The sequence below is a fragment of the Megasphaera jansseni genome (genome assembly GCF_047974155.1).
Taxonomy (GTDB): domain Bacteria; phylum Bacillota; class Negativicutes; order Veillonellales; family Megasphaeraceae; genus Megasphaera.
This window is the reverse complement of sequence record NZ_JBHYRR010000043.1, coordinates 1-21,132: the sequence shown is the minus strand read 5'-3', so window position 1 is coordinate 21,132 and position 21,132 is coordinate 1. Positions and strand designations below refer to the sequence as shown.

20 protein-coding genes are annotated in these 21,132 nt (G+C 46.6%); 14 read left to right on the top strand and 6 right to left on the bottom strand.

Features of this window, described 5'->3' with window-relative positions; translation table 11 throughout:
- Positions 1-85: 85 nt before the first annotated feature.
- Genes ACE418_RS12730 through ACE418_RS12720 form a run of 3 tightly spaced genes read left to right on the top strand, consistent with a single transcriptional unit; the run spans position 86 to position 3,640 of the window.
- Positions 86-1,993: a hypothetical protein gene (locus ACE418_RS12730; protein WP_416450952.1), complete on the top strand. Its 1,908-nt coding sequence runs from the start codon at positions 86-88 to the stop codon at positions 1,991-1,993.
- The gene (locus ACE418_RS12725) at positions 1,977-2,864 is read left to right on the top strand and encodes a hypothetical protein (protein ID WP_027895161.1); all 888 of its coding nucleotides are present in this window, start codon (positions 1,977-1,979) and stop codon (positions 2,862-2,864) included. Before ACE418_RS12730 ends, ACE418_RS12725 begins: the two co-directional genes overlap by 17 nt.
- The gene (locus ACE418_RS12720) at positions 2,861-3,640 is read left to right on the top strand and encodes a DUF6339 family protein (protein ID WP_226885620.1); all 780 of its coding nucleotides are present in this window, start codon (positions 2,861-2,863) and stop codon (positions 3,638-3,640) included. Before ACE418_RS12725 ends, ACE418_RS12720 begins: the two co-directional genes overlap by 4 nt.
- 83 nt (positions 3,641-3,723) lie before the next feature.
- Here the strand turns inward: ACE418_RS12720 and ACE418_RS12715 are convergent, their stop codons facing one another.
- Positions 3,724-4,224: a helix-turn-helix domain-containing protein gene (locus tag ACE418_RS12715; protein WP_027895159.1), complete on the bottom strand. Its 501-nt coding sequence runs from the start codon at positions 4,222-4,224 to the stop codon at positions 3,724-3,726.
- A 155-nt stretch (positions 4,225-4,379) separates the two neighbouring features.
- Here ACE418_RS12715 and ACE418_RS12710 point away from each other — a divergent pair, with 155 nt between their 5' ends.
- From ACE418_RS12710 to ACE418_RS12690, 5 genes are all read left to right on the top strand, one after another.
- Positions 4,380-4,586 carry a helix-turn-helix domain-containing protein gene (locus ACE418_RS12710; protein WP_226885632.1) on the top strand — a complete coding sequence of 69 codons (207 nt, stop codon included), beginning with the start codon at positions 4,380-4,382 and terminating at the stop codon, positions 4,584-4,586.
- 58 nt (positions 4,587-4,644) lie between these two features.
- Positions 4,645-5,370, top strand: a complete 726-nt coding sequence (locus tag ACE418_RS12705; protein ID WP_226885619.1) for a hypothetical protein — start codon at positions 4,645-4,647, stop codon at positions 5,368-5,370.
- A gap of 13 nt (positions 5,371-5,383) precedes the next feature.
- Positions 5,384-5,548: a hypothetical protein gene (locus ACE418_RS12700; RefSeq protein ID WP_370853904.1), complete on the top strand. Its 165-nt coding sequence runs from the start codon at positions 5,384-5,386 to the stop codon at positions 5,546-5,548.
- Positions 5,549-5,662: 114 nt separating this feature from the next.
- The gene (locus tag ACE418_RS12695) at positions 5,663-7,129 is read left to right on the top strand and encodes an ATP-binding protein (protein ID WP_416450951.1); all 1,467 of its coding nucleotides are present in this window, start codon (positions 5,663-5,665) and stop codon (positions 7,127-7,129) included.
- A 792-nt stretch (positions 7,130-7,921) separates the two neighbouring features.
- The gene (locus ACE418_RS12690) at positions 7,922-12,610 is read left to right on the top strand and encodes an EAL domain-containing protein (RefSeq protein ID WP_416450950.1); all 4,689 of its coding nucleotides are present in this window, start codon (positions 7,922-7,924) and stop codon (positions 12,608-12,610) included.
- On the opposite strand, the gene ACE418_RS12685 is transcribed toward ACE418_RS12690, so the two are convergent.
- The 4 genes from ACE418_RS12685 to ACE418_RS12670 all read right to left on the bottom strand — a co-directional run bounded on the left by ACE418_RS12685 (position 12,601) and on the right by ACE418_RS12670 (position 16,317).
- Positions 12,601-13,152 (bottom strand): biotin transporter BioY, encoded by a 552-nt coding sequence (locus ACE418_RS12685; protein ID WP_416450949.1) that lies wholly within the window; start codon positions 13,150-13,152, stop codon positions 12,601-12,603. The two genes, ACE418_RS12690 and ACE418_RS12685, sit on opposite strands and share 10 nt — an antisense overlap.
- 100 nt (positions 13,153-13,252) lie before the next feature.
- Positions 13,253-14,080: a pyridoxamine kinase gene (locus ACE418_RS12680; protein WP_416450948.1), complete on the bottom strand. Its 828-nt coding sequence runs from the start codon at positions 14,078-14,080 to the stop codon at positions 13,253-13,255.
- A 301-nt stretch (positions 14,081-14,381) separates the two neighbouring features.
- Entirely contained in the window at positions 14,382-15,551 is a 1,170-nt protein-coding gene (locus ACE418_RS12675; RefSeq protein WP_416450947.1) for a tyrosine-type recombinase/integrase, read from the bottom strand.
- A 91-nt stretch (positions 15,552-15,642) separates the two neighbouring features.
- Positions 15,643-16,317, bottom strand: coding sequence for a helix-turn-helix domain-containing protein (locus ACE418_RS12670; RefSeq protein ID WP_416450946.1), 675 nt, complete (start codon positions 16,315-16,317; stop codon positions 15,643-15,645).
- A 173-nt stretch (positions 16,318-16,490) separates the two neighbouring features.
- On the opposite strand from ACE418_RS12670, the gene ACE418_RS12665 reads away from it, so the two are divergent.
- The 6 genes from ACE418_RS12665 to ACE418_RS12640 all read left to right on the top strand — a co-directional run bounded on the left by ACE418_RS12665 (position 16,491) and on the right by ACE418_RS12640 (position 18,584).
- A complete protein-coding gene (locus ACE418_RS12665) occupies positions 16,491-16,682 on the top strand; it encodes a helix-turn-helix transcriptional regulator (protein ID WP_416450945.1) in 192 nt (63 codons plus the stop codon).
- 3 nt (positions 16,683-16,685) lie between these two features.
- Complete coding sequence (locus tag ACE418_RS12660; RefSeq protein WP_416450944.1) at positions 16,686-16,862, top strand: hypothetical protein; 177 nt, start codon at positions 16,686-16,688, stop codon at positions 16,860-16,862.
- A 63-nt stretch (positions 16,863-16,925) separates the two neighbouring features.
- Positions 16,926-17,183: a hypothetical protein gene (locus tag ACE418_RS12655; RefSeq protein WP_416450943.1), complete on the top strand. Its 258-nt coding sequence runs from the start codon at positions 16,926-16,928 to the stop codon at positions 17,181-17,183.
- A 15-nt stretch (positions 17,184-17,198) separates the two neighbouring features.
- Complete coding sequence (locus ACE418_RS12650; protein ID WP_416450942.1) at positions 17,199-17,564, top strand: hypothetical protein; 366 nt, start codon at positions 17,199-17,201, stop codon at positions 17,562-17,564.
- 22 nt (positions 17,565-17,586) lie between these two features.
- Positions 17,587-18,033, top strand: a complete 447-nt coding sequence (locus ACE418_RS12645) for a hypothetical protein (protein ID WP_416450941.1) — start codon at positions 17,587-17,589, stop codon at positions 18,031-18,033.
- Between the two features lie 77 nt (positions 18,034-18,110).
- On the top strand, positions 18,111-18,584 hold the full coding sequence (locus ACE418_RS12640; RefSeq protein WP_416450940.1) for a hypothetical protein: 474 nt from the start codon (positions 18,111-18,113) through the stop codon (positions 18,582-18,584).
- Here ACE418_RS12640 and ACE418_RS12635 read toward each other — a convergent pair.
- Positions 18,581-18,724: a hypothetical protein gene (locus ACE418_RS12635; protein WP_416450939.1), complete on the bottom strand. Its 144-nt coding sequence runs from the start codon at positions 18,722-18,724 to the stop codon at positions 18,581-18,583. The two genes, ACE418_RS12640 and ACE418_RS12635, sit on opposite strands and share 4 nt — an antisense overlap.
- Positions 18,725-21,132: the final 2,408 nt, after the last annotated feature.

Here is a 21,132-nt window from a genome sequence, read left to right as displayed (position 1 = left end):
TCATTTATCCTGTTTGATGAGCCTATTGTCTCACAAACAGCCAGGAGATTAAATCCACCGATTTATTTTCCGCTTACGAGGAAGTATGGAAGAATTTAGACTTTGGAAAGATACTTGGCGCTTTCCTTTGAATGATTACGGTCAAATCTTCGGCATTGCTGATTCCGGTGTGGAGACGTTCAAGGGAACACCCATGAAGTCCCTCGCCAGAGAGATTTGTCAAAATTCGATTGACGCTGGTAGTGATGGTCAGCCAGTCATTGTTGAATTCCGGACATTTCGGATAAAGAAGGACGCGGTTCCTCATTTTGATCAGCTGATGGATGCGTTTCATAGAGCGGAAGAATTCTGGAGTGTTCAGCACAACCAGAAAGCTGTAAATTTCTTTAAGAATGCGCAGGCAGTAGGGAAGAAGGAATATATCAGTTGCCTTCGCATCAGTGATTTTCACACGTCTGGCCTGATTGGATCAGATCAGGATTATAATTCTCCTTGGTGCAATCTGACGAAGTCAACCGGAGCATCGGATAAGTCTGGTACAGCAGGAGGATCTTTCGGTATTGGCAAGTTTGCTCCGTTTGCCTGCTCGGATTTCCGCACCGTGTTTTATTCCACTCTGGATAAGGACGGTGTAAAGGCATACCAGGGGGTTTCCCGTCTGACAAGTTTTAGGACTGCCTATGGCATGGTGACGCAGGGAACCGGTTTTTACGGTCTTGAGAAGAATATGCCAGTAAGGGACCAGATTTTTTTGGATCCTGGGTTTACCCGTCTGGATGGCATGAGCGGCACAGATATTTATATCCTTGGTTTTGATTCTGATGAGGACTGGGTTTCTCAGATGGTGGCTTCTGTACTTGACGGTTTCTTGTACGCCGTTTATTCTGGTAGACTGATTGTTAGGGTGGAAGGGATTGAAATCAGTAAAGACTATCTTCCGAAGTTGATGGAGCAGTATAAAGATAAGTTTGAGGATCATGCAGATGAGTATTATCAGGTGCTTTGTGCGGATGAGAAGACCTGTCCACCATATAAAATGGATGTGGAAGGTATGGGGACTGCGCATCTTAAGCTCCTAATCGCACCGGGCCTGTGGCATCGTGTGGCGATTGTAAGGGGAACTGGCATGAAGATCATGAACCGTGGTTACATTAACAATATCATTCCTTTTGCCGGAATTATGTATATCGAAGGGGATGCCCTGAATACGTTCCTGAGATCTCTGGAGAATCCGCAGCATACGAAGTGGGAGATTGACCGCGCGGATGATAAAACAAAAGCGAGAATAATTACTAAAAAATTGTTTGATTTTATCCGCAAGTGCTTTAATGAGCAGAAAAAGGAAGGTGGCGGAGATCCTCTCGATCCGGCTGTTGGACAGTATCTTGCAGCGGAGGAAGAAGGGAAACAAGAAAATCGTGAGGAAGCGTTGACAGATGAAATTGGAGAAGTCACACTGATTCCTCGGACAGTAAGACCGTCTGCTAGTTTTGGTGCGCCTGTGGAGAATCCGGATTCCGGTGTTAAGGCCGGGGTGAATGATCCGGAAGGAAAAGAAACATCGTCCGGCCTCCCAGGTGAAGGTAGCAGCCGCGGCGACGGAAACGGTAACGGTGGTGGCGGCGGTTCCGATGAAGGGACTGGCGTCGGAACTCATCCGATTGACCATAAACAGAAGATCGTTTATATTCGGCCGTCTAAGAAGAGAGCTGTATGCAGGAGCCGTAAAACCGGCGAATATCTAATTTCTTATACTCCAGTGGTATCCGCGGACAATGGATATCTTGAAGTGTTTATCGCAGCAGAATCTGTAGATTACAGCACGGATGCGATATCGGCTTCTCTTTCTGACGGAACACCACTTAAGGTAGAGAAAAACCGGATTATAGGTCTTACTTTTGAAGCCGGTAAACCGCTTAAGATTAATGTGAAACTGGATTTTAGTGGAGACTACTGTAGCCTGGAGGTAAAAGGTTATGGACATACGGTATAAAATGTATCCTTATCCCGTGCTTGCATATTTTCTGGATGATTACAAAGATAAGCATGCATTTGATGTAAAAATCACGAATGTTAAGGACGGTTTTAATACGAGACTTGTATTTGAGGCGGCCCTTACAAATAAGGAACTTCTCGGTCTTGTGCGGAGTGGCAAAGCATCCTTTGTATATCATATGGAGTGTTCGCAGACTGGTTTTCGCAAAGTGATCCGTACGGACAAACTCTCTTCATCTTATGTGTTGTCCAACCGTGAGGTAAAGAATCTCGTTCAAATCTGTCCGTTTATTGTAGCAGATGAGAATTTACAGTCCTATTTTAGTAAGGACTTTGACGATGATTATAAAGGAATGTCCTTTGATGTTGAAGAAGGATGTGTTCTTGCCGTAGGGCAGCAGGTAAACGCGGATGTGTCCGTCCGTATCGACGATCTTGCCAACACACCATCGATTTTTTCAATTATTCAGAATACGGATGAAACCATTAAAGAGATGAAGGTCGACGGAAGTGGAGAGAAAATCGTAGTTCAGCTCCCGTATAATGATTATTACAGCTATAAGTCTCTATCACAGAATCCGAGGTTTGAGACGGTACTGAACGCACTGACAATCGTTCCGGCACTGGTTCTTGTAATCGAGGAGATAAAACGTTGGGACAGTGAAGAGATGAACCGGCGAGGTCAGGACTGCGGATGGTTCCGGTCAATTAGGAATGTTTTATTAAAGGAGTTTGACTGTGATGTGGAAGGCGGCGGACTTTCCGGAAGGGATTCCATGGAGCTTGCTCAGAAGTTAATTGGAAGCCCGCTTCCGGGTGCGTTTGCAGAGCTGTCCGGTGTTGAGGGGATAGAAGGTGGCAAGGTATGATGATGCCGTTTTTTAAGACAGATGATATGAACACTGTCAAAAATAATATAAGCTCTTTTGTGAATCATTTTGCAGAAGATGATAATACTTGGCTTCAGAAGGCATTTGGGCGGAATATCTTTTCCGATTCCAAGTTTCCGATGCCGCAGGTATCACTTGATATGAATGATGATATTCCCGGCAAGACGGATTCGGTGAATATAACAGCAGTGTATGATGCTTTCCGTTTTCTGTCTGATTCTCAAGCATCTGATGAGCGGCTTTGGTCTGCCCTCTGCCTTGGTCCGTTCTGGACGTATGTGCAGTACAGATGGAAAGCAAAGAAAAATCATTCGATAAATAATATTTTGCAGCATTATTTCTTCGGGTTCGGGGCAAGACGGTCGCTTACGCGGAATGCCATGTCACGTCTTTGGTGGACAGGACGGTTGACCTATGACAAGATGGATTCTGATCCGTATCATCTGACACGGTTTGTGGCACAGAATTCCAGATTCATTGTCGATATTCTGGAGCGAAATACATCGAATAATCCGGAAATACTTCGTCCCTTTATTCAGGCAGTAATCGATGCGCAGGTAGCAGGTATTCCGGTTTCATCTGAGAGGATACGTGATCTTGAAATTTATCTGGATGAGCTTGGCGGTATTTATATACTTGACTGCCTCCCAGAACAAAAGATTCATGATCGGATTCTTAAGAAAGCAGAAAATCTTGCGGAAAAGGATAAGAAAGTTGCAGGGGCTAGGAATTTAGATAAGCGGCAGAGTAATTAAATATAGTTTAAAAAATATTAGCCGGCAGGTTTATCCTGTCGGCTTTTTGCTGTATACTATTCTGCTTTGAATATATTTTTCGCTTACGTTTTATGACCTTCCTTTTCTTGCAAGTACTGAAAATATCGTTCTATTTCTTGTAAAATTTCAGGGCTGGCTTTATAAAGCTGTTCATATAGACCCTTGGGTTCATTGACGAATTCTGAGGCACTTTCATATCCTTCCGGATAGTTTGCTTTTTGTCCTTGAAGTTGGACATGAATGACCGCATTTACGGTATCTTTTCCCAGCTGCGAAAGCTGCCGGTATTGATGGATAAGCCTTTCTTCCTGTGCAGAAAATTTGTGATCTGAAGCTTGTGTATCTTCGAACAATTGAAGTGTATCTGATTGTGGATGGAGAAGCATATTTACGGGAATATTGAAGTGGTCTGCGATTTTATTCAGGATGCGTGGCCGTGGCTCATTGCGGCCTTGTTCCCATGCTGAAACAGCACCCATGCTGACACCGCAGATATCGGCCAATTCTTTTTGTGATAAGCCTTTTACTTGCCGGATATTCCGGATTGTTTCACCGATTGTCATGGCGACACCTCCCTATATAAAATATTACTATTAATATCTATTTTTTTCAACATTAAGTATAAAAAAATCATCATGAAGTATAGAAAATTGTACTTTTACTATTGTTAAATATATTTAAGTGTGTTAAAGTATAGTAAAAGGAGGCGAGGTACGTGATGAGATTATCTTTGATACAGGCGAGAAAATTAAGAGGAAAACGGCAAATTGATCTTGCAAAAGTGCTTGGAATCAATATTCAAACCTATCGAAAGTTGGAAAAGAAGCCGGATTTATTGAAGATAAAGGACCTCCGTATTTTATCGAAATACCTTGATATTCCTATGGAAAAGTTCTTGCTTGTAGCAAAAGATGACGAAAAATAACTATACTTTGATGTACTTTTGGTTCTGAGGTGATTAAACTTGGTGAAAGGAGACGCCTATGTTTGGAGCAAAATCTATTTCAAAACTTTTCCTCGGGTCTATGTTGCTTATTATGCCTGCTGGGTCCTTTGCATATGTTGATGACGCCGGTATCATGGACCACTTTAACTATGCCAACGATCAGTGTTTGTATGATTATTTAAATCAGAATGACTACAAATTTTATAGCAAAGATCGTTGGTCGGATGCGTACCTTAAGAAGGACCATAGTCTTTTTATGACTATCAGCAATAATCCGCTTGCAGGACTTCGGCGTCAATCGGGCTTGCTTTATACCATCCTCATCATGAAGCCAGGGTATCAGACTGACAAAGGAATCGAAGTAGGTATGAGTTTGGAGCAGGTCATAGCAGCATACGGTGAGCTGCTTTACTCTGGAGATGTAGACAAATACAGGAATATACCGAATACAGGGTATGCCTTGGAGGGCACATATACTTTCAAGACGAAATACGGAGATCAAGAACGATTTAAATACTATATGATTTCTTATTTTGATTTAGATAGCCATTGGGTAGAATTTTTGGTTGACAAATCATCTAAAAAAGTGAAGGCTATCGGGTATTTTTATGGGGACCCTCGTTCGGGGATTTCCAATAATCGGGATTTAGTCTATGAATTGAATGATTGGGGGCTGTGGCCGATTGTATTAGCCGACAGAATCAACGAACATCCGTTGAAATCCAGCTGGCGGGCCATTGCAGACGCATGGAAAGGTATATAGGGGAGGTGAAATCATGAAAAAGACTTTCGATAAACCATTGGACGGGCAGAAGCAGCCAGCTAATGGAAAAAATGACACGGCGTATATCTACAGAATACCGGGAATGGCTGAGAAACTGGATCGAGCCGAGAAAGAACCGGGAATTCCCTTTAAATCTTTGGATGACGTGGCGAAATAAGCAATGCCCTGCAAGATGTGACAAGCCCCCTGCACTAGTGGTACGGGGGCCTTGCTTTATTGTAGGAAATTTTATAATCTGCTACAATGAGTCTGAGAGGAGGCGGCAATAGGGATGGAAAAAGATTCATTGCTTCAAGGGGAGTCTAAAAACGTAGAATATAAGGAAATGGTTCCGGAAGACAGCCAGAAATATATGAAATCTGTTGTTGCCTTTGCTAATGGAGATGGCGGGCGGATTGTATTTGGTATTGAAGACGGAACGATGCAGGTTGTTGGTATTCCCCAGAGCGACCTTTTTCGACTGATGGATGCTATTACTAATGCGGTTACGGATAGCTGTGCGCCGATGATTATTCCGGATCTTTTTGTTCAGGAAGTAAAGGGGAAATCGCTTATCATTTTGGAGATTGCGCCAGGAATGCAGCGCCCGTATTATATCAAAAAGAAGGGGCTTGTGAAAGGAACCTATATCCGGACGGCTGGAACAACGCGTCCTGCGGATCAGGCGATGCTGCAGGAATTACTTTTAGAAGGGAAAAATAAATTTTTCGACCAACAACCGATTCCAAATCTGAAAGTGAAGCAGTCTGATGTGGCAGCATTATGCCATTCGATGAGAGAAACGGCTAAAAAAAATGCAGCATCAGATTTCCAGCGTCAAGAAATCAAAGAGTTGACAGTCAATCAGCTTATTTCGTGGGGCGTTTTGCTTGAACATAAAGGCCAGCTTATACCAACCTATGCATATGCGATGCTGACACATCAGGCTGGGTATCCTCCAGTTGTTCAATGTGCTGTGTTTAAAACGGAAGATAGAGCCGTTTTTATCGATAAACGGGAAATTGATGCACCGATTCAGGAACAAGTGGAAAAAGCATATCAGTACGTGCTTGAAAAAATCAACATGGGTGCTAGATTTCAGGGAGTCTATCGACAGGATATTTATGAACTGCCTCCGGACAGTATCCGTGAATTAATTGCCAATGCACTTGTACATCGTAATTATTTGGAGCCGGGATCCATTCAGATTGCTCTTTTTTCAGATCGACTGGAAGTTACTTCTCCGGGCGGCCTGATGCGCGGCGTAACGCCTGAAAAAATGAAAGAAGGATTTTCAAAGATTCGCAACCGGGCCTTGGCCAATGCTTTTGCTTACATGAATCTGATTGAAAAGTGGGGCAGTGGCTTTCCGCGTATTTTGCGGGATTGCCGTGATTATGGGCTGAGGGAACCGGAAATTCTTGATTTTGATGGCGATTTGCGGGTAAACTTGTATCGAAAAACTGACCAAACCACTGACCAAACACCAAAAACTGACCAAACCACTGACCAAACCGCTAACCAAACTAAAAACACTGACCAAACTGGGACGAATCTGTCTGTGAAATTAAATGATAAGGAAGAAGCTATTTTAGCATATATCCAAAAGAAACCAGACAGCACGCAATCGGAAATTGCGATGGCCACGTCGCTGTCCCTTGGTACTATAAAATATCATACGAAGAAGTTGCAGGAAAAAGGCTGCCTAAAACGCATGGGAACGCACCGTAAAGGATACTGGTCAGTGATACTCAAATGATACTATTTTTTTTAAAAACTGCGAAAATGAGGCTGATTTTGAAAAAATGATTCTTTAAAAACGGCTTAGTGAAGCCATTCTCATTTTTGGGAAAGGCCGAGGGAGTAGAACTCAAATAATTTCCTTTGTGAAATTATCGGACCTGTGTACGATTACGTACACAGGTCCTTTTTTTGTTGCCCGGACTCAAAAGCGGCTTTGCCGCAAATTACAGCGGGCCGCCTTACCCAGGCGGCCCCTACACACAAGGCCACAGGCCGTGTATTTTTTTTTGTAGCCTGCGAGCAATGTATTATTTTTATCGCCTATATGCGATTTCGTAGGGGACGTCCTGTTAAGGCGTCCCGCGTGAATTCCGTAGATAGACGAAATTTATCCCAGTTTCGCCAGAAGACTCCTTCCTCTTAGGTTGGAGATGAATGGCGAGTCTGTGGTATAATATCAATAGCAGTTAGACTTCTGCGTGAACAAAAAAGTATTTTCAATCAACGGTCTTTGAGCCGTTTTGGGAGGAGCACTCCCCCTTGCCGCAGCACGACGCAATAGGCGAATCGCGACGGGTAGAAAAGAAGTGCAAAATTATCTACCAAGTAAGCAGAACTTCGATTTCGAGGGACTGTGTAAGGGGCTTTTGGACAGCCCTTTGAGAATAAGGCTATCCTGATTTCAGGAGGAAACTTAAACAGCAACCTTCTCAAGAATCTCCTACTTCTACAAGCAGGAGAGGTTCAAATCATTTGTCTTGACAATCGTAATGCTTTATAACACATGGCACAGGAGGATGTGAAGGGCATGGGGCTAGAGGAAATCCAGGGTGAGCTGCATCGCTATTATGATCGGCTGACGGCCGGCATATGCCTGATCGGCATGGAACCGGGGGAACCTATTTTATTCGTCAATGAAGGGATGCTGAAGATTTATCATTGTATGGATGAAGCGGAATTTTACCGTTTTACGGGACGGCGGTTCCGGGGCATGGTCGATAGCGAGGATTATTATCCTGTCACCCATATGTCTGAACAGGGCCGTTCGGAATTCGTGACCTTCCGTTTCCGTACGCGGGATGACCACTTCCGCCGGGCCGAAGGATCGGTCAGTGTCATTTCCCTGGACGATGGGAAGACTGCCTGGCTGCTGCAGATCATCAGCAGTGAACTGAAGGGCAGCAGCACCCTGAACGACCCGCTGACGGGGCTGTTGGGGATGCGCCTGTTCTTTAAGAGAGCGTTGCAGATGGCCCGGCGGGAAAGTCCCAAGGGCCGTCTGTCGCTGTACTGTCCGACTTACTTCAACCTCACCAACTTCCGCCTCTACAATTCCCTCCATGGCCTGGCTGCCGGCGACCATTGCCTCAAGCGCATTGCCGTCCTGCTGCGTCAGTATTTCCCGGGGATGCTCATTTCCCACTTTTCAGCCGATGGCTTTGGTGTCCTGGCCATGCGGCAGGATATATTTCAGAAGATTGAAGTCATCTGCAGCCGTGTCAATGCCTACATCAATAATTCCAACATCGTCCTGAAGGCAGGTGTCTGCCTGCTCGAAGACGATGACATCCACATCGTGCGCCATACATTCGATATGGCTAAAATCGCCTGCGATACCATCAAGAATGATGCCACGCGCTGCTGGGCCATCTACACGCGGGACATGGGCGAAGCCCTGGAAAAGCGGGCCTTCGTCCTGGAAAATTTCAACACGGCCCTGGAAAAAGGCCATATCAAGGTCTATTATCAGCCCGTCATCCGGGCCATGACCGGAAAAATCTGCGGCGCTGAAGCACTGGCTCGCTGGGAAGATCCGGTCTACGGCCGGCTTACGCCCAGTGTCTTCATCCCCGTCCTGGAACAGGCCCGGCTCATCCATAAATTGGATATCTATGTCCTGGAACAAGTGGCCAAGCAGCTCCACTACCGGCTGATCAACAAGCAGCCCGTCCTGCCTGTGTCGGTCAATTTGTCGCGCCATGATTTCAATCTCATGGACCCTTTTGTCCTGGTGGAGAATATCATAGACCGCTATGACCTGCAGCGCGACTATATCCGCATTGAAGTGACGGAAACGGCGCTGGTCAAAGAAAAGCACAACTTGGTCCAGACTCTGCGGCAGTTCCAACAGTCGGGTTATCAGGTCTGGCTCGATGATTTCGGCAGTGCCTATTCGTCGCTCAACGTCCTGCATAACTACCATTTCGATGAACTCAAGATCGATATGGCCTTTTTGCGCAATTTCAATGAAAAGAGCCGCCGCATCCTCAAGGCCATCGTCCTCATGGCCAAGGAACTGGGCGTCCATACCCTGGCCGAAGGGGCGGAAACGAAGGCCCAGGTCGATTTCCTGCGGCAGATCGGCTGTGAAAAGATACAGGGTTATTACTTTGGCCGTCCCATGTCGTATGAAGATATGCAGCTTTTTTGCGCTCACTATGAGTTCGGCCAGGAAACGCGGCGGGAAGAACCGGTCTATGATAAGGCAGGTCTCATCAACGTCGTGACCGATATCCCCGTTGCCGTTTTCCATTATGATGGAACACGAGCCGCTGTTTTATCTGCCAATTCCGCATTTCGCCGCCTTATCCGCGCAGCCCTGCCAGGATACAATGGCATGGATCTGCCCTTATGGATCCATGACTTTTCCTTCCGCCAGCGATTGCAGCCCTGCCTGGATGAACTCGTTGCATCCGGCCAGGAACAGGTCGTCACCTATATCGAAGAGGACCACTATTTACAGCTTCATCTGGAGCTCATCGGCGGGACTCAGGGCCGCTATCTCTGCCGGGCCTGGGTCTATAACATTGCCGATGCCGGGGAAGATAAGGAAGCCCATCGCATCGATTATGTGCTGCGCAATATTTTGAAACTCTATAAGGGCCTGTATTATCTGAATCCCAGGGATGATACGTTTGAAATCATCAAGACGGTTATGCCGAACTGGATAGAAGGCCAGGTACTGCAGGGAATCTCAGACCTGCTGAAGGACTATGTTGCCCATTTCGTCTATGATGATGACCGGGAGCGGTTTTTATCATTCCTCGATTTTGATAACATCTATCGTCAGGCTGGCCAGTCGCAGACAGCCAGCACGGGCAGTGTCTTTCGCATCAAACAGGCCGATGGCAGCTATCGTTGGACGGTCTTTTTAGCCATGCTCCTGCGCAATGGGGGGCGGCAGAATATCCTGCTGTGTTGCCGCGACGACGTCTGGGAAACGGCGCGGGACCGCAAGAGCCTGTTGCCGGTCCTTGCCACGTCTTTTGGCATCCATAATCTGGAACCGGTCCGCCAGCCTTATTTCCGCCTCTTGCGTGAACTCAGCCAGGCCATGATCCATTATTCAGACATCAAGTTCTTCTGGAAAGACCGGGCCCGCCGCTTTGCCGGCGTCAGCCAGGCTTTCCTCGATTACTATGGACTGAAGGATGACAAAAGCCTCATCGGAAAGACGGATGAGGACGTAGGCTGGCATATCAACGGCCAGGTCTATCAGGAAGCCGAACTGGCTGTCCTGGAAAAAGGGGAAATCACGCGGGACGTCCTCGGTGAATGCCTCGTCCAAGGGCAGCTGCACCGGATTACGGCTACGAAATTCCCTATCTACCGGGGCCAGCATATCATCGGGCTCTTGGGCTATTTCACTGATTTAGAAGAAAGGGATACAAAAAAAGAACAGCTCCGGAAGATCAGTTTCATCGACAAAGAAACGGGGCTGCTTAATTTCCGGGGCCTCTTGCTGGCTGCGGAAGAGTATATGGAAAATTACCGGCGTCATGGCAATGATTACGTCTGCATCATGCTGGAAGTACCGGAATATGAACAGATTTTTCAGGATTACGGGGAAGAAGTGGCCCGGAAATTATTGCAGGCCATTACCCGGCAGTTGTTGGCTATCAATTCTTTGAAAGAGACGATGGCTCATTTGAGCGGCAGCCGTTTTTTCTGTATGACCAATCAAAATCTGGACCGGGATTTCCGCAATACCCTGTTGCAGCTGACCAACGCCATCCACGGCATTACCGATATCGACGGCTACAGCTGCACCCTCTATTTGCAGTATGCCATTGCCCAGGGTTCGGAAGGCCGGGATTTCGATGAAATCATGCAGCTTTTGAGGGAGCGCCTGGAAGATGCCAAGGAACAGCGCTATGGCCAAGCCGTCTATATCAGTGACCGCCTGGTCTTCGATAAGGAAAAGTTCGATAAGCTCGATGAAGAAGTATCCATCATCGACCCGGATACGTATGAACTGATCTATGTCAATGAATACATGCAGAAGAGCTATGGCCTTTCCGATGCCTACAGCTGGGTCGGCGAAAAGTGCTACAAGCTCCTGGCCGGTCTCGATGCGCCTTGTGAGGACTGCATCAATAGCAGGCTGCGCCGCGATGCATTCTATACGGTCATGCGCCGCAACCGCAAGACGGAACAGCATGTGTTCATGCGGACGACGCTCATTCCCTGGCAGGGGAAGAATTACCGCTTTTCCATAGCAGCCGACATCAATCCGTATATCAACCGGGATATGGCAGAAAATAACGTCCTTTTCCGGGAAGTCATGGCCAATGAGGTCATCGCTATCGGCATGCGCGAAGCCGATCCCGACACGGGGTTACAGAAGATGTTGGAAAAAATCGGCCACAGCCTGCAGGCTGAACGGGTCCTACTCTTTGAAGAACGGGGCAGCCGGGTCAGCGCGACTTATGAATGGTATCAGGAAGGGCTGCAGCCTGTAGCTCATATGGCCCAGCATATTCCCATCAATTCTCTGCGGGCGCTCTATGATACGTTTGATGCCAAACAGATGGCCATTATCGAAGACGCACCGGAATTCATACGGCAGCATCCGGGCTTCCACGCTCATATATCGGGCATCCGCCGCCTCGTATCGGGCCATCTGACCCAGTCCGGCCGCTCCCTGGGGTTCACAGAAGTCATCAACCCGTCGGCGCTGGCCTTTAAATCGGCAGGCCTCCTGTTATCGACGCTGACGCTGTTCCTGGCCAGCATGCTGCGCAACCGCGATACGTTCCGGTCCCTCGAACGCATCGGCGCGACGGATCAGCTGACGGGTGTCGGCAATCGCCGGGCCTTTTCTGAATATCGCCGCAGTCTGCCCGATGGAATCTCTTTGGCCTTCATCTTCGGCGACCTCAACGGCCTCAAGCAGACCAATGATACCCAGGGCCACGAAGCCGGCGATCAGCTCATCTGCCAGGCCGCCCAGATCATGAAAAGCCTGAATGGTGATATCTCCGTATTCCGTATGGGCGGCGACGAGTTCATGATCGTTGTCAAGGACGCCGATGAAGCGCAGGCCCAGCGGCTTATCAAGGACCTGCGTGCCCGCTGTCGTACCAGTGGCATCAGCATGGCTTTAGGCTATATCGTGTGCCATACGCCTATCGTCAATATCGACGAAGTGCTGTCCCAGGTGGACCGAAAAATGTATGCCGACAAAGGACGGATGTATGGACGGCGTCAGTCCTGAGTCCCTGTGAGGCCCAGGGCCAGCAGCGGCCGCGCCAGGGCAGCGGCACAGAGGCTCTTGACGATGTCCAGGGGGATGAAGGGGACGACGCCGCTCATGATAGCGGCTTCCCAGGGCATCCCCGTGACGCCTTTGAGCTGCAGGACGCCGCCGAGATAGATGACGGGGATGCCGATGGCGACGGCCACCAGGGAATAGCGCCGGAAGCTGTATTCCTTCCCTTTGAACCAGGACATGAGGAAGACGGCAGCGACATAGGCCCAGATATAGCCGCCTGTCGGGCCGAACATCTTGCCCGGTCCCGATGTGCCGCCAGTGAAGACGGGAACGCCGATGATGCCGATGCCGATATAGGCCAGCATAGTGATGGCCGCGTCTTTGGGCGGCAGCAGGAAGGCGACCAGGTTGACGATGAGCGTCTGCAAGGCAATCGGTGACTGGGAAAAGGGCAGGGGGATGATCAAATACGCGGAAATACAGTTCATAGCAATCAACAGGGCGATGCGCGTCAGGCGCATCGTCTTTTCTCTTGAATCAGACATGATAAAAGCGCTCCTTTGCTTACGGATTTCTTCCGTATTATAGCAAAAAAGCGCTCATGAGGTCAACTTGATATATAATTATATAGGTTAACAATACAATTTAGAACAGTTTTTTAAGGCACGGTTCAACCTGGACGCCTTCGCGGGGGTCGCTGCCGGCCTGATAGGTATAGCCGATGGCGTAGTTCAGGAACTGCGTGGCCTTTTTGACGCTGTCATGCAGGGGATGGCCCTGGAGCAGGGAACCCGTGAGGACGCTGGTGAAGAGGTCGCCAGTGCCGCAGGTGCTGAAGGGGATGCGGTCGACTGTGCATTCGTCAAACGAGGACGTCCGGGCGTCGTAGCTGACGACAGTAATCGTTTCGCTGCCGGAGGGAACGCTGGTGATGATGATCTGGCGCGGTCCCATAGCAGCTAACTGCTGGCAGAGTTCGAGCATAGTCTTCATGGACGGAGCCCCTTGGGCATAGGGAATGTCGGCCAGCAGGGCAGCTTCGGTATAATTCGGCGTGATGACGTCGGCTTTGGCGATGAGCTTGCGCATTTCCGTTACGATATCTGGCTTGAAGACGGGGTAGAGTTTGCCATCATCGGCCATAGCCGGGTCGACGACGACGAGGGTATCTTTCTTGGCGAAGCGGGCGATGGCATCGAGGACGATGGCAATCTGGCCAGCGTCGGCAAGGAAACCGCTGTAAATGGCGTCATAGGAATAGCCCAGTTTCTGCCATTTATCCATGAATTCCGTCATGTGCGGCGTAAAATCGGAGAATGTATAGTCACCATAGGTCAGGTTGTTGCTGAAAATAGCCGTCGGGAAGGGGCAGACCTGGAAGCCCATGGCCGAAATGACCGGGATGGCGGCTGTCAGGGAGCAGCGGCCGAAAGAACACATATCGTGGATTGCGAGGACACGTTTTGTTGCCATAGAAAAAACCTCCTAAAAATAAACTGTACCATCATTTTATCCCATGATATGGGACGTGTAAATAAGACAGATTGCGGCGATTCTGTCCTGCCTGCCGATTCTCGCAGGGGCGTAAATATGGTATAATTAACGTTTTTTTATTATAAGCAAATAAGACAATGTTTGCCAGTGTTTAAAGTAGCGTAGAAAAGCTATTTTACGCGCTTTTCTGCTGCCTGTGATTATTCGTGATTCATCGTAAAATCTGAAATATTTGCCCCCTTTTGCTCCTTTTTTGCTCCCTGGAGAAAGGGGGCTTTTTTCATAGGCTGATGGCATTAAGCTTTTCTACAACCTTATCTTGCATGGCGTCTGTAACATGGGTGTATATACTCAACGTTGTATTTGGATTGTGATGCCCGACGCGCTGCATGATGGCTTTTAATGGTACTCCCATTTCTGCCAGTAAGCTAATGTGAGTGTGCCGGAAAACATGCGTAGTAATGCGTTTAGGATAGTCTAGCTTAGAAAGTAACGTATTGATGCCAGTAATATACATGGGCTGGCCTTTTTTGGTCGTAAAGATATAACCAGTGTCGGTATAGGTATTATGGCCCCATAGACGTAAACGGTCGTTGTCTGCCTTGAACCATTGAAGAATCTTTACCGCGCGGTCGTCAAGCTGTACTACACGATAGCTATATACGTTTTTGGGCGTGTTCCGCTTCCTGGCCGCTCCGCTTTCTGTGGTTCGTGCAAGCGTGGCGTTTACGTTGATACTCTTTTTCGTCAATTCCACATCCTGCCAGCGCAGGGCCAATAATTCACCGCAGCGCAGGCCAGTAAGGGCAATAAATTCCATGGCATGAGCTACACGGGGTGACTTTTGGGCGATGAGGGCCAGGACGTCGCGTAATTCGTCGCGGCTGAGAAATTTGTTGTTCTTTTTGGCCAATTCTTGCGCCGTCGCCGGGCGTCGCTTGAGCTTGATGGCCAGGAAGTCGGCGGCCTGGTCGATATATCCTTTTTTTGCAGCATAACGCATAATTTGCTTGAATATGGCCAGCTGTGAATACACGTAGGGATAAGAGGCTTTCTTTTCGTAGTATTGCCCCATGAAATAACGCGTCATGTAGTTGGCCGTCAAGTTGGCCACTAAGAAGGAAGGGGAAATATTGGCCTTTAGCTTCCGGATCCATAAGTTTTCCGTGTAGGCCGTGCTTTCCTTGACCGTTTGCCGATGAATGGAAAACCATTCATCACAAAGGGTGTGCACCGTGATGGCGCGCGCCGCTTCCTTTTCCGCTTCCCTGGCCAGGCCTTCTTTTTTGAAAAACTTTTCACGCAAGGCGTCGGCGGCCTGCTTTTTGGCGCGTGAACTATTACTGTTTAGGGTGAGGCTCACTGTGATTGTGTGGCCATTGGCAGCCGTGAACCGTTCCCGGTATTTGTAGCGTGTTCCTTTTGAATTGGTAACTTTTTCAATCCACATATAGACAACCTCTTTTCAAAAATGCTTGAACGTCGTCACCGTCGAAAGTGCCTTGTAAATCCATTTTTGAAGGATGGTTTATTTGTGGTTATTAGTCTTTGCCTCGAATTATATCTAGATATCTTAGTAATAGCGCGGTGCGCCTTGTTTTGTTTTTTTCCTCTATGGGAATATCTTTATTTTCAAATGCTGGCGGATTTTTCCAATAACTGGCCTCTATTTCTTCTCTTATTTCATGCCCCATAAATGGCAGTATTTTGAACGCCTCTTGATAATATAGGGCGCTGATATTTTGATTTAATGTTTCATTGTTGAGTAGCCAATGGGCTAGATCTATAACCGTTTGAGGAATAACCGCGCGTGAGAGATGAGCAATATTCTTGTTTCTATGGTCGCTTATCATAAAAAATTCCTTAATGTTACGCGGAAAAGTGCTTTTGTCGAACGATTGACTATTTATTACAAAATAGTCTTGATAGTGTTCCAGTTTTGAAGAATGATACCGATGAATAGTAAAACCGATACTTTCAAGAAATTGAATAGATCGCGTTAATTCGTCGGCCATGTCGGCTTTATAGCCTAGTAATTCATCAATAGATACATGAAGCGCGTCCGCTATTTTTATGAGGGTGTCGAATTTGGGTTCTCTACCCTGGTTTTCATAGGTAAGATAAGTTGTGTAGGCTATGTTTATTGTTTTGGCAAATGCTTTTGCTGTATAGCCGCTTTTTTCTCTGTATTTTTTCAGATTGTCTTTAAATGGCATTTATACACCTACTTTCTCAAAATAATAATATTATAAAAGTTGTATTCAGTCAATCAAAAACACAATTTTATTATTGACAATAAACACGATAATATTGTATAGTCTAATTGAAAATTCAATAAAATTGTGTTTTTAAAGAAGGTGAAAAAATGAAAAATGCGGTATTTATGGATATGGAAAAAGTAGAAAAGCTGGCGCATAAACATTTGTGGACGTGGGCAGAATTGGCCCGCCGTTCATCTGTGACGCAATCTACCTTATTTGCTTTGAAAGCCGGGCGGCGTCGTGCAAGTATGCTAACGGCGTGCAAAATCGCTCATGCTTTGAATGTTGAACCGCAAGTATTGATTAAGGAAGAAGGATAAGCCATGGAATACACGAAAAAGCGCGCCGTGGAAGCGGCCAAAAACCTCGAACGGTTCTGCCTGTATTACCGGCTGGAAAAGAATGATTGCCAGGGATGCCCCTTTATTCATGGTGTTGATTGTCTTCTACATGAGCCGATGAGTTGGGGCGTCACTCAAAAAGAAGTACAAGAAAAATAAAAACACCGTCGAAAGTGCCTTGTAAGTCCATTTTGGAATTGTCTTAGATAGGAGATGAAAGTCATGGCAAAGAAAAAAGTAAAAATAGCTCAAATCTATGAAGACGATGCCGGGGCCGTATGGGTTAGATCGCCCGATTTACAGAAACGGTTTTCCCTTTGCCGAACAACAATTTATGTATTGTTGTCCGAAATGCGAAAGATGCCGAAATATTGCTATTCCTTCCTTGATTTGAGTTATAACTTGCGCCTGGTAAGGCTGGCAGATTTTGAACGCTTCCTGCAAGAACGGAGTGAAAAGAAAATGTGGTTACGAAAATAAGAGGGGGGTGAACCCATGAAAGAAGCCTGCAAAGAAGAAGCGGCCGTTAATGCGTCGGCAGCTTTTGACCGGGGAATTTATTTAAACTCTTTGCATTTGTCCATTTATGAATATAGTCGGCTGTGCGAAATCGTTGCAAAGCAAGCAAACGCCGGAAATACAGACACGTTTTTATACGGTGCTTCTGTGGTCTGTTCACTTTCAGTGAACAATTACCCAAAACGGCATAATTTGCTTGATATGTGCTATACTATCGCGGATACAGTCCACGTCCCTAAAGGTATGTTTTATGTATTCGAGTGCATGACGGGGAAGCGGTATAAAGCCGCGCTAACAAGGGATGGAGCTATGAAAAATTGGCAAGATGGACAGCTCCAATAAGTGGCCGAAAGGAGATAGAAAAATGAATTATTTTTTATGTTCACGTAATTTGAAGAATCCCGAACAAACAACTAGAAAGTATCGTAAATTGGCTACTTTTTTCCATGTTGCCCCATGGGCGGCGGTTGCTTCTATCAAGAAAAACGGAATTTTTCCCGGCCCACGTGGTGTTGTTTCTCTTTTTGGATCGATTGAAGACGCGGAAAAGTTCACTGTTTCCCCGGAAAATAAAAAGACTCATGCCGGGGCGCAGTTTGCTATTATTCCCGTGCGTGTCCCTAAAGCAGATGTAAAAAAAGCCCCGGCCGGGGAAGCGGGGTTACATTATAAGCATGGCAGCATGATTCAAAGAGACATGATCGCGCCGAAAAAATATATTGTTCCTGTCGATATAGAAGTCATTGACGGTGTTTTTTATGGCGTGGCGTGTTGTATCCATGGAATAGAAACTTTTTGCTATGAAAAATAAAAGGGCCGTTCCCTTAGCGTTGCAGGCAGGAAACGGCCGGACGAATACCCTTGCAGGTGTCGCCTTGTTTGTATTGTATGGAAATTATTGGAAAATTGCAAGCGGTCAGGGGAAATTCCCGGCCGCTTCATAGAAAGGGGCGAAAAGGGGGAATGAGGAAGAAAAGAAAAATACCGGAATATCTGGGAAATAGCAAGCAATTCATGCCGCTTACTTATGAAATGCAGAAGTCGGCCGCCTGGCGTGCTTTATCGCGGCGGCAAATAGATTTGTATTGCCTGGCCTATCGTGAAGCACATTACAGTAAAAGGCACCCACGTATAGACTTCCCGGATGTAGACTATTTACAGGGGGATGATGTATTTTATTTGCCTTTTGAAGTAGCTAAAAACAATAAACTATATACGGATAAGGAAAAGAAAAATTTCATTAATGATAAAAAAGCCCTTATGAATATGGGATTTATTGAAATTATAACAGTCGGTGGAAAGGGGAAAAGGAATAAATCTATTTTCAAGATGTCTTTACAGTGGATGAATATAGGCGTTTAGGGTGGTGATTTTACCACCTTATCATTTTTTTGTAAGGTGGTGATTTTACCACCCTTATAAATAGCTATAAATGGCTTAATAATGGTGTTTTTAGCTATTTTACATACAGGATTGTATAGGGTGGTGATTTTACCACCCATATATAGTATATATACCATACCACGCTTTAAATTTTACGGAAATAGAGAGGCAAAATACAGGGAAAAGTTATCTTGTATATGTTCCGCTTCCTGGCCTTCCCATATCCACTAAAGGCGGACAATGGGAAGGCATTTAGGGAAGAGAAAAGCGGCCATGAGAAGCGGCCGGGGAAACTGTCGGCCTATGTGTCACTTAATCACGGCTACGCTATGGAATGTTGGGGTATTTCCTGTATTCTTGCGAACTAAAGCCGATGCGATGCCCTTCAAAAATAAATTAAGGGCTGTTTTTCCCTGGCATGTGATTATTTACCGGGGCCACGGTGGCCGCAAGGCTGAAAGCAGTTTGAAAGAACCTATCAAGGGCCTTGTATTGCCTGGCTGATTGTAGGATGATGGGAACGACAAGCCGCCGCGGTTGCCGATTTTTGAAAATAACATGAAGCTGTGCGGGTGGTTCATCTGTTGAGCTGTATGGATCTATTCATGTTGGCGGCCGGGGAAGCGGCTATTATTTTAGAACCTTGCACAAAAATGACCGGGTGGCCCTAAAAAAACAGGCGGCCTTATAAATTTCTCAAGGGGCCATGGAAAATAAATAGAACATGAAAAGCAGGCTATGCCAGGCCATGGCGGTTGTTCTACTTGATTATGTAGGCTATTCCCCGGCCGGGGGAAGCGGCTGTTATATAGCTTGCAGGCTTTGCCTTTATGGGGGCGATGTGGTGAAAGGTTGTGTTATAAATTGTCCTGGCTATTGAAGTTATTGAGTTGTGAATGGTATCGGCTATTTGTGAAAAAGCTGTATGCTATTGAGTCAATGCGTTATGGATCTTGTTACCCTGGTGATGGATGGGAAGGGGAATACAAGTAAGTATATTTAGATAGAGGATACCGCGTGGCATTGCCCTGGACTTCCTGCATGGGGTGCCCTTAACGCGTGGAGTACATCCCCCCTATCATGGCTGTCCTTGTGGTTGTTTTTGACGCCGGGGGCAGCCCTTTTTGTAATACGAGTATTGCGCGCGTAGGGGGTGTAGTTTCTGGCAAGGGTACAATGATTAGCAAATTGATGAAACTAAGGCCATTTCAAAGGAAAATCGCCCGAAATTCACGGAAAAACGCATAAAACTGGCCTTTTATCGCTAAATTATAGCGGGGGAAATATCGCCGCTTCCTTGCGGCCGCGTGGGTGTTGCCGTGCCTTCTCTTCATAAAACAAACTAATGTTCTTTACATAAGGGGAAGCTCCAGGCAACTTGCTGAAATAGAAAGTAGGGAAACTTTCTTTTCAAGTGTCCATTTCGGACACCCTTGCGGTCGCGTGTTGGCTTGCAAGGCGTTTCCATTTCTGGCAGCACTCCGTTCCGCTTCCTTGCGGCTCATAGGGGAATGGAACAACCTACATGAGGAATTACGTGGAGAAACAATAAAAACGCGATACACGGGAGAATAGAAGCTATTTAACCATAGTCACGGCCTAGAGGGGGGGAGAATATCGGCCCGCTTTTCGTCCGATATGTCGGCCGCTTCCTTCTGACTGCCTTTTGAATTTATACAACGATTATTCATAAAAGGTTATTAATGTTTATAATTGTGTGAATCATGACGGCAAAACGGGCGGCAAATGCCTTATAAACGGCTTAAAACCGTCACTTTCCTATAATCTTTAATTATCGGAAGTACGATAGGCGGCAAAAAGTGTAAAAATTTGCAAAGTTGGCCCGACGTTTTGCCGGGGCTGGCTACCATATTTCCATGATGAAGCTGTTCAAAAAATGATGTAGCTGTTCAGATTGACAGGCAGAATAGTCATGATATAATGAATATAGAAATTGAGATGTTTTTATGTCATAATGACACGAGCAACACGAAAGCCCCCGGAACGGCCATTCCGGGGGCTTTCTCTTTGTGGCGTTCAACGGGAACGCGCCGGGGCTAGTTGCTCATAATTTGAAAAAGGCAGTCTAACCACTTGCAAAGGTAGTAGGAAACTACGCTTGCCATAACGGCCTTTAGAAAATTGAGAATGTTTTTAAGCATAATGAAACACCCCCTTACTAGCTCTGTATAGGGGCGAGCAACACCCATATTATAGCATAGGGGAAAACGGTACGCCATAAAAGCGGCCGCTGTGTAGATCTATGCCGTCGTGTGGCCAGGGCTCCCATGATGGCCGGGCGGGGCTTCCTGGCAGTAGGCAAAAAAGAAAAACCCGGCTCATGTTGGCCGGGTCTTGATGACGTACAGGGCGTTTTCGACGATGACGACGCTTGTTTTTCTGCTCCTTTTTTGCTCCTTTTATAATGAACGATGTCTCTAGTGTATAGTCTCTTCCATATATACAACAAACGGTCATTTGCTTAAATCCGGGTACAAAGACACCAGTTTGACTCTGGCTTTTTCCT

Bases quoted from the DNA above. Each gene is read 5' to 3' on its own strand.
- ACE418_RS12700 (WP_370853904.1), top strand. From the start codon at position 5,384: ATGAAAAAGACTTTCGATAAACCATTGGACGGGCAGAAGCAGCCAGCT.
- ACE418_RS12645 (WP_416450941.1), top strand. From the start codon at position 17,587: ATGAATTATTTTTTATGTTCACGTAATTTGAAGAATCCCGAACAAACA.
- ACE418_RS12635 (WP_416450939.1), bottom strand. From the start codon at position 18,724: ATGGGTGGTAAAATCACCACCCTATACAATCCTGTATGTAAAATAGCT.
- ACE418_RS12705 (WP_226885619.1), top strand. From the start codon at position 4,645: ATGTTTGGAGCAAAATCTATTTCAAAACTTTTCCTCGGGTCTATGTTG.
- ACE418_RS12675 (WP_416450947.1), bottom strand. From the start codon at position 15,551: ATGTGGATTGAAAAAGTTACCAATTCAAAAGGAACACGCTACAAATAC.
- ACE418_RS12655 (WP_416450943.1), top strand. From the start codon at position 16,926: ATGGCAAAGAAAAAAGTAAAAATAGCTCAAATCTATGAAGACGATGCC.
- ACE418_RS12670 (WP_416450946.1), bottom strand. From the start codon at position 16,317: ATGCCATTTAAAGACAATCTGAAAAAATACAGAGAAAAAAGCGGCTAT.
- ACE418_RS12715 (WP_027895159.1), bottom strand. From the start codon at position 4,224: ATGACAATCGGTGAAACAATCCGGAATATCCGGCAAGTAAAAGGCTTA.
- ACE418_RS12725 (WP_027895161.1), top strand. From the start codon at position 1,977: ATGGACATACGGTATAAAATGTATCCTTATCCCGTGCTTGCATATTTT.
- ACE418_RS12690 (WP_416450950.1), top strand. From the start codon at position 7,922: ATGGGGCTAGAGGAAATCCAGGGTGAGCTGCATCGCTATTATGATCGG.
- ACE418_RS12640 (WP_416450940.1), top strand. From the start codon at position 18,111: ATGGAAATTATTGGAAAATTGCAAGCGGTCAGGGGAAATTCCCGGCCG.
- ACE418_RS12730 (WP_416450952.1), top strand. From the start codon at position 86: ATGGAAGAATTTAGACTTTGGAAAGATACTTGGCGCTTTCCTTTGAAT.
- ACE418_RS12665 (WP_416450945.1), top strand. From the start codon at position 16,491: ATGGAAAAAGTAGAAAAGCTGGCGCATAAACATTTGTGGACGTGGGCA.
- ACE418_RS12710 (WP_226885632.1), top strand. From the start codon at position 4,380: ATGAGATTATCTTTGATACAGGCGAGAAAATTAAGAGGAAAACGGCAA.
- ACE418_RS12695 (WP_416450951.1), top strand. From the start codon at position 5,663: ATGGAAAAAGATTCATTGCTTCAAGGGGAGTCTAAAAACGTAGAATAT.
- ACE418_RS12685 (WP_416450949.1), bottom strand. From the start codon at position 13,152: ATGTCTGATTCAAGAGAAAAGACGATGCGCCTGACGCGCATCGCCCTG.
- ACE418_RS12660 (WP_416450944.1), top strand. From the start codon at position 16,686: ATGGAATACACGAAAAAGCGCGCCGTGGAAGCGGCCAAAAACCTCGAA.
- ACE418_RS12720 (WP_226885620.1), top strand. From the start codon at position 2,861: ATGATGATGCCGTTTTTTAAGACAGATGATATGAACACTGTCAAAAAT.
- ACE418_RS12650 (WP_416450942.1), top strand. From the start codon at position 17,199: ATGAAAGAAGCCTGCAAAGAAGAAGCGGCCGTTAATGCGTCGGCAGCT.
- ACE418_RS12680 (WP_416450948.1), bottom strand. From the start codon at position 14,080: ATGGCAACAAAACGTGTCCTCGCAATCCACGATATGTGTTCTTTCGGC.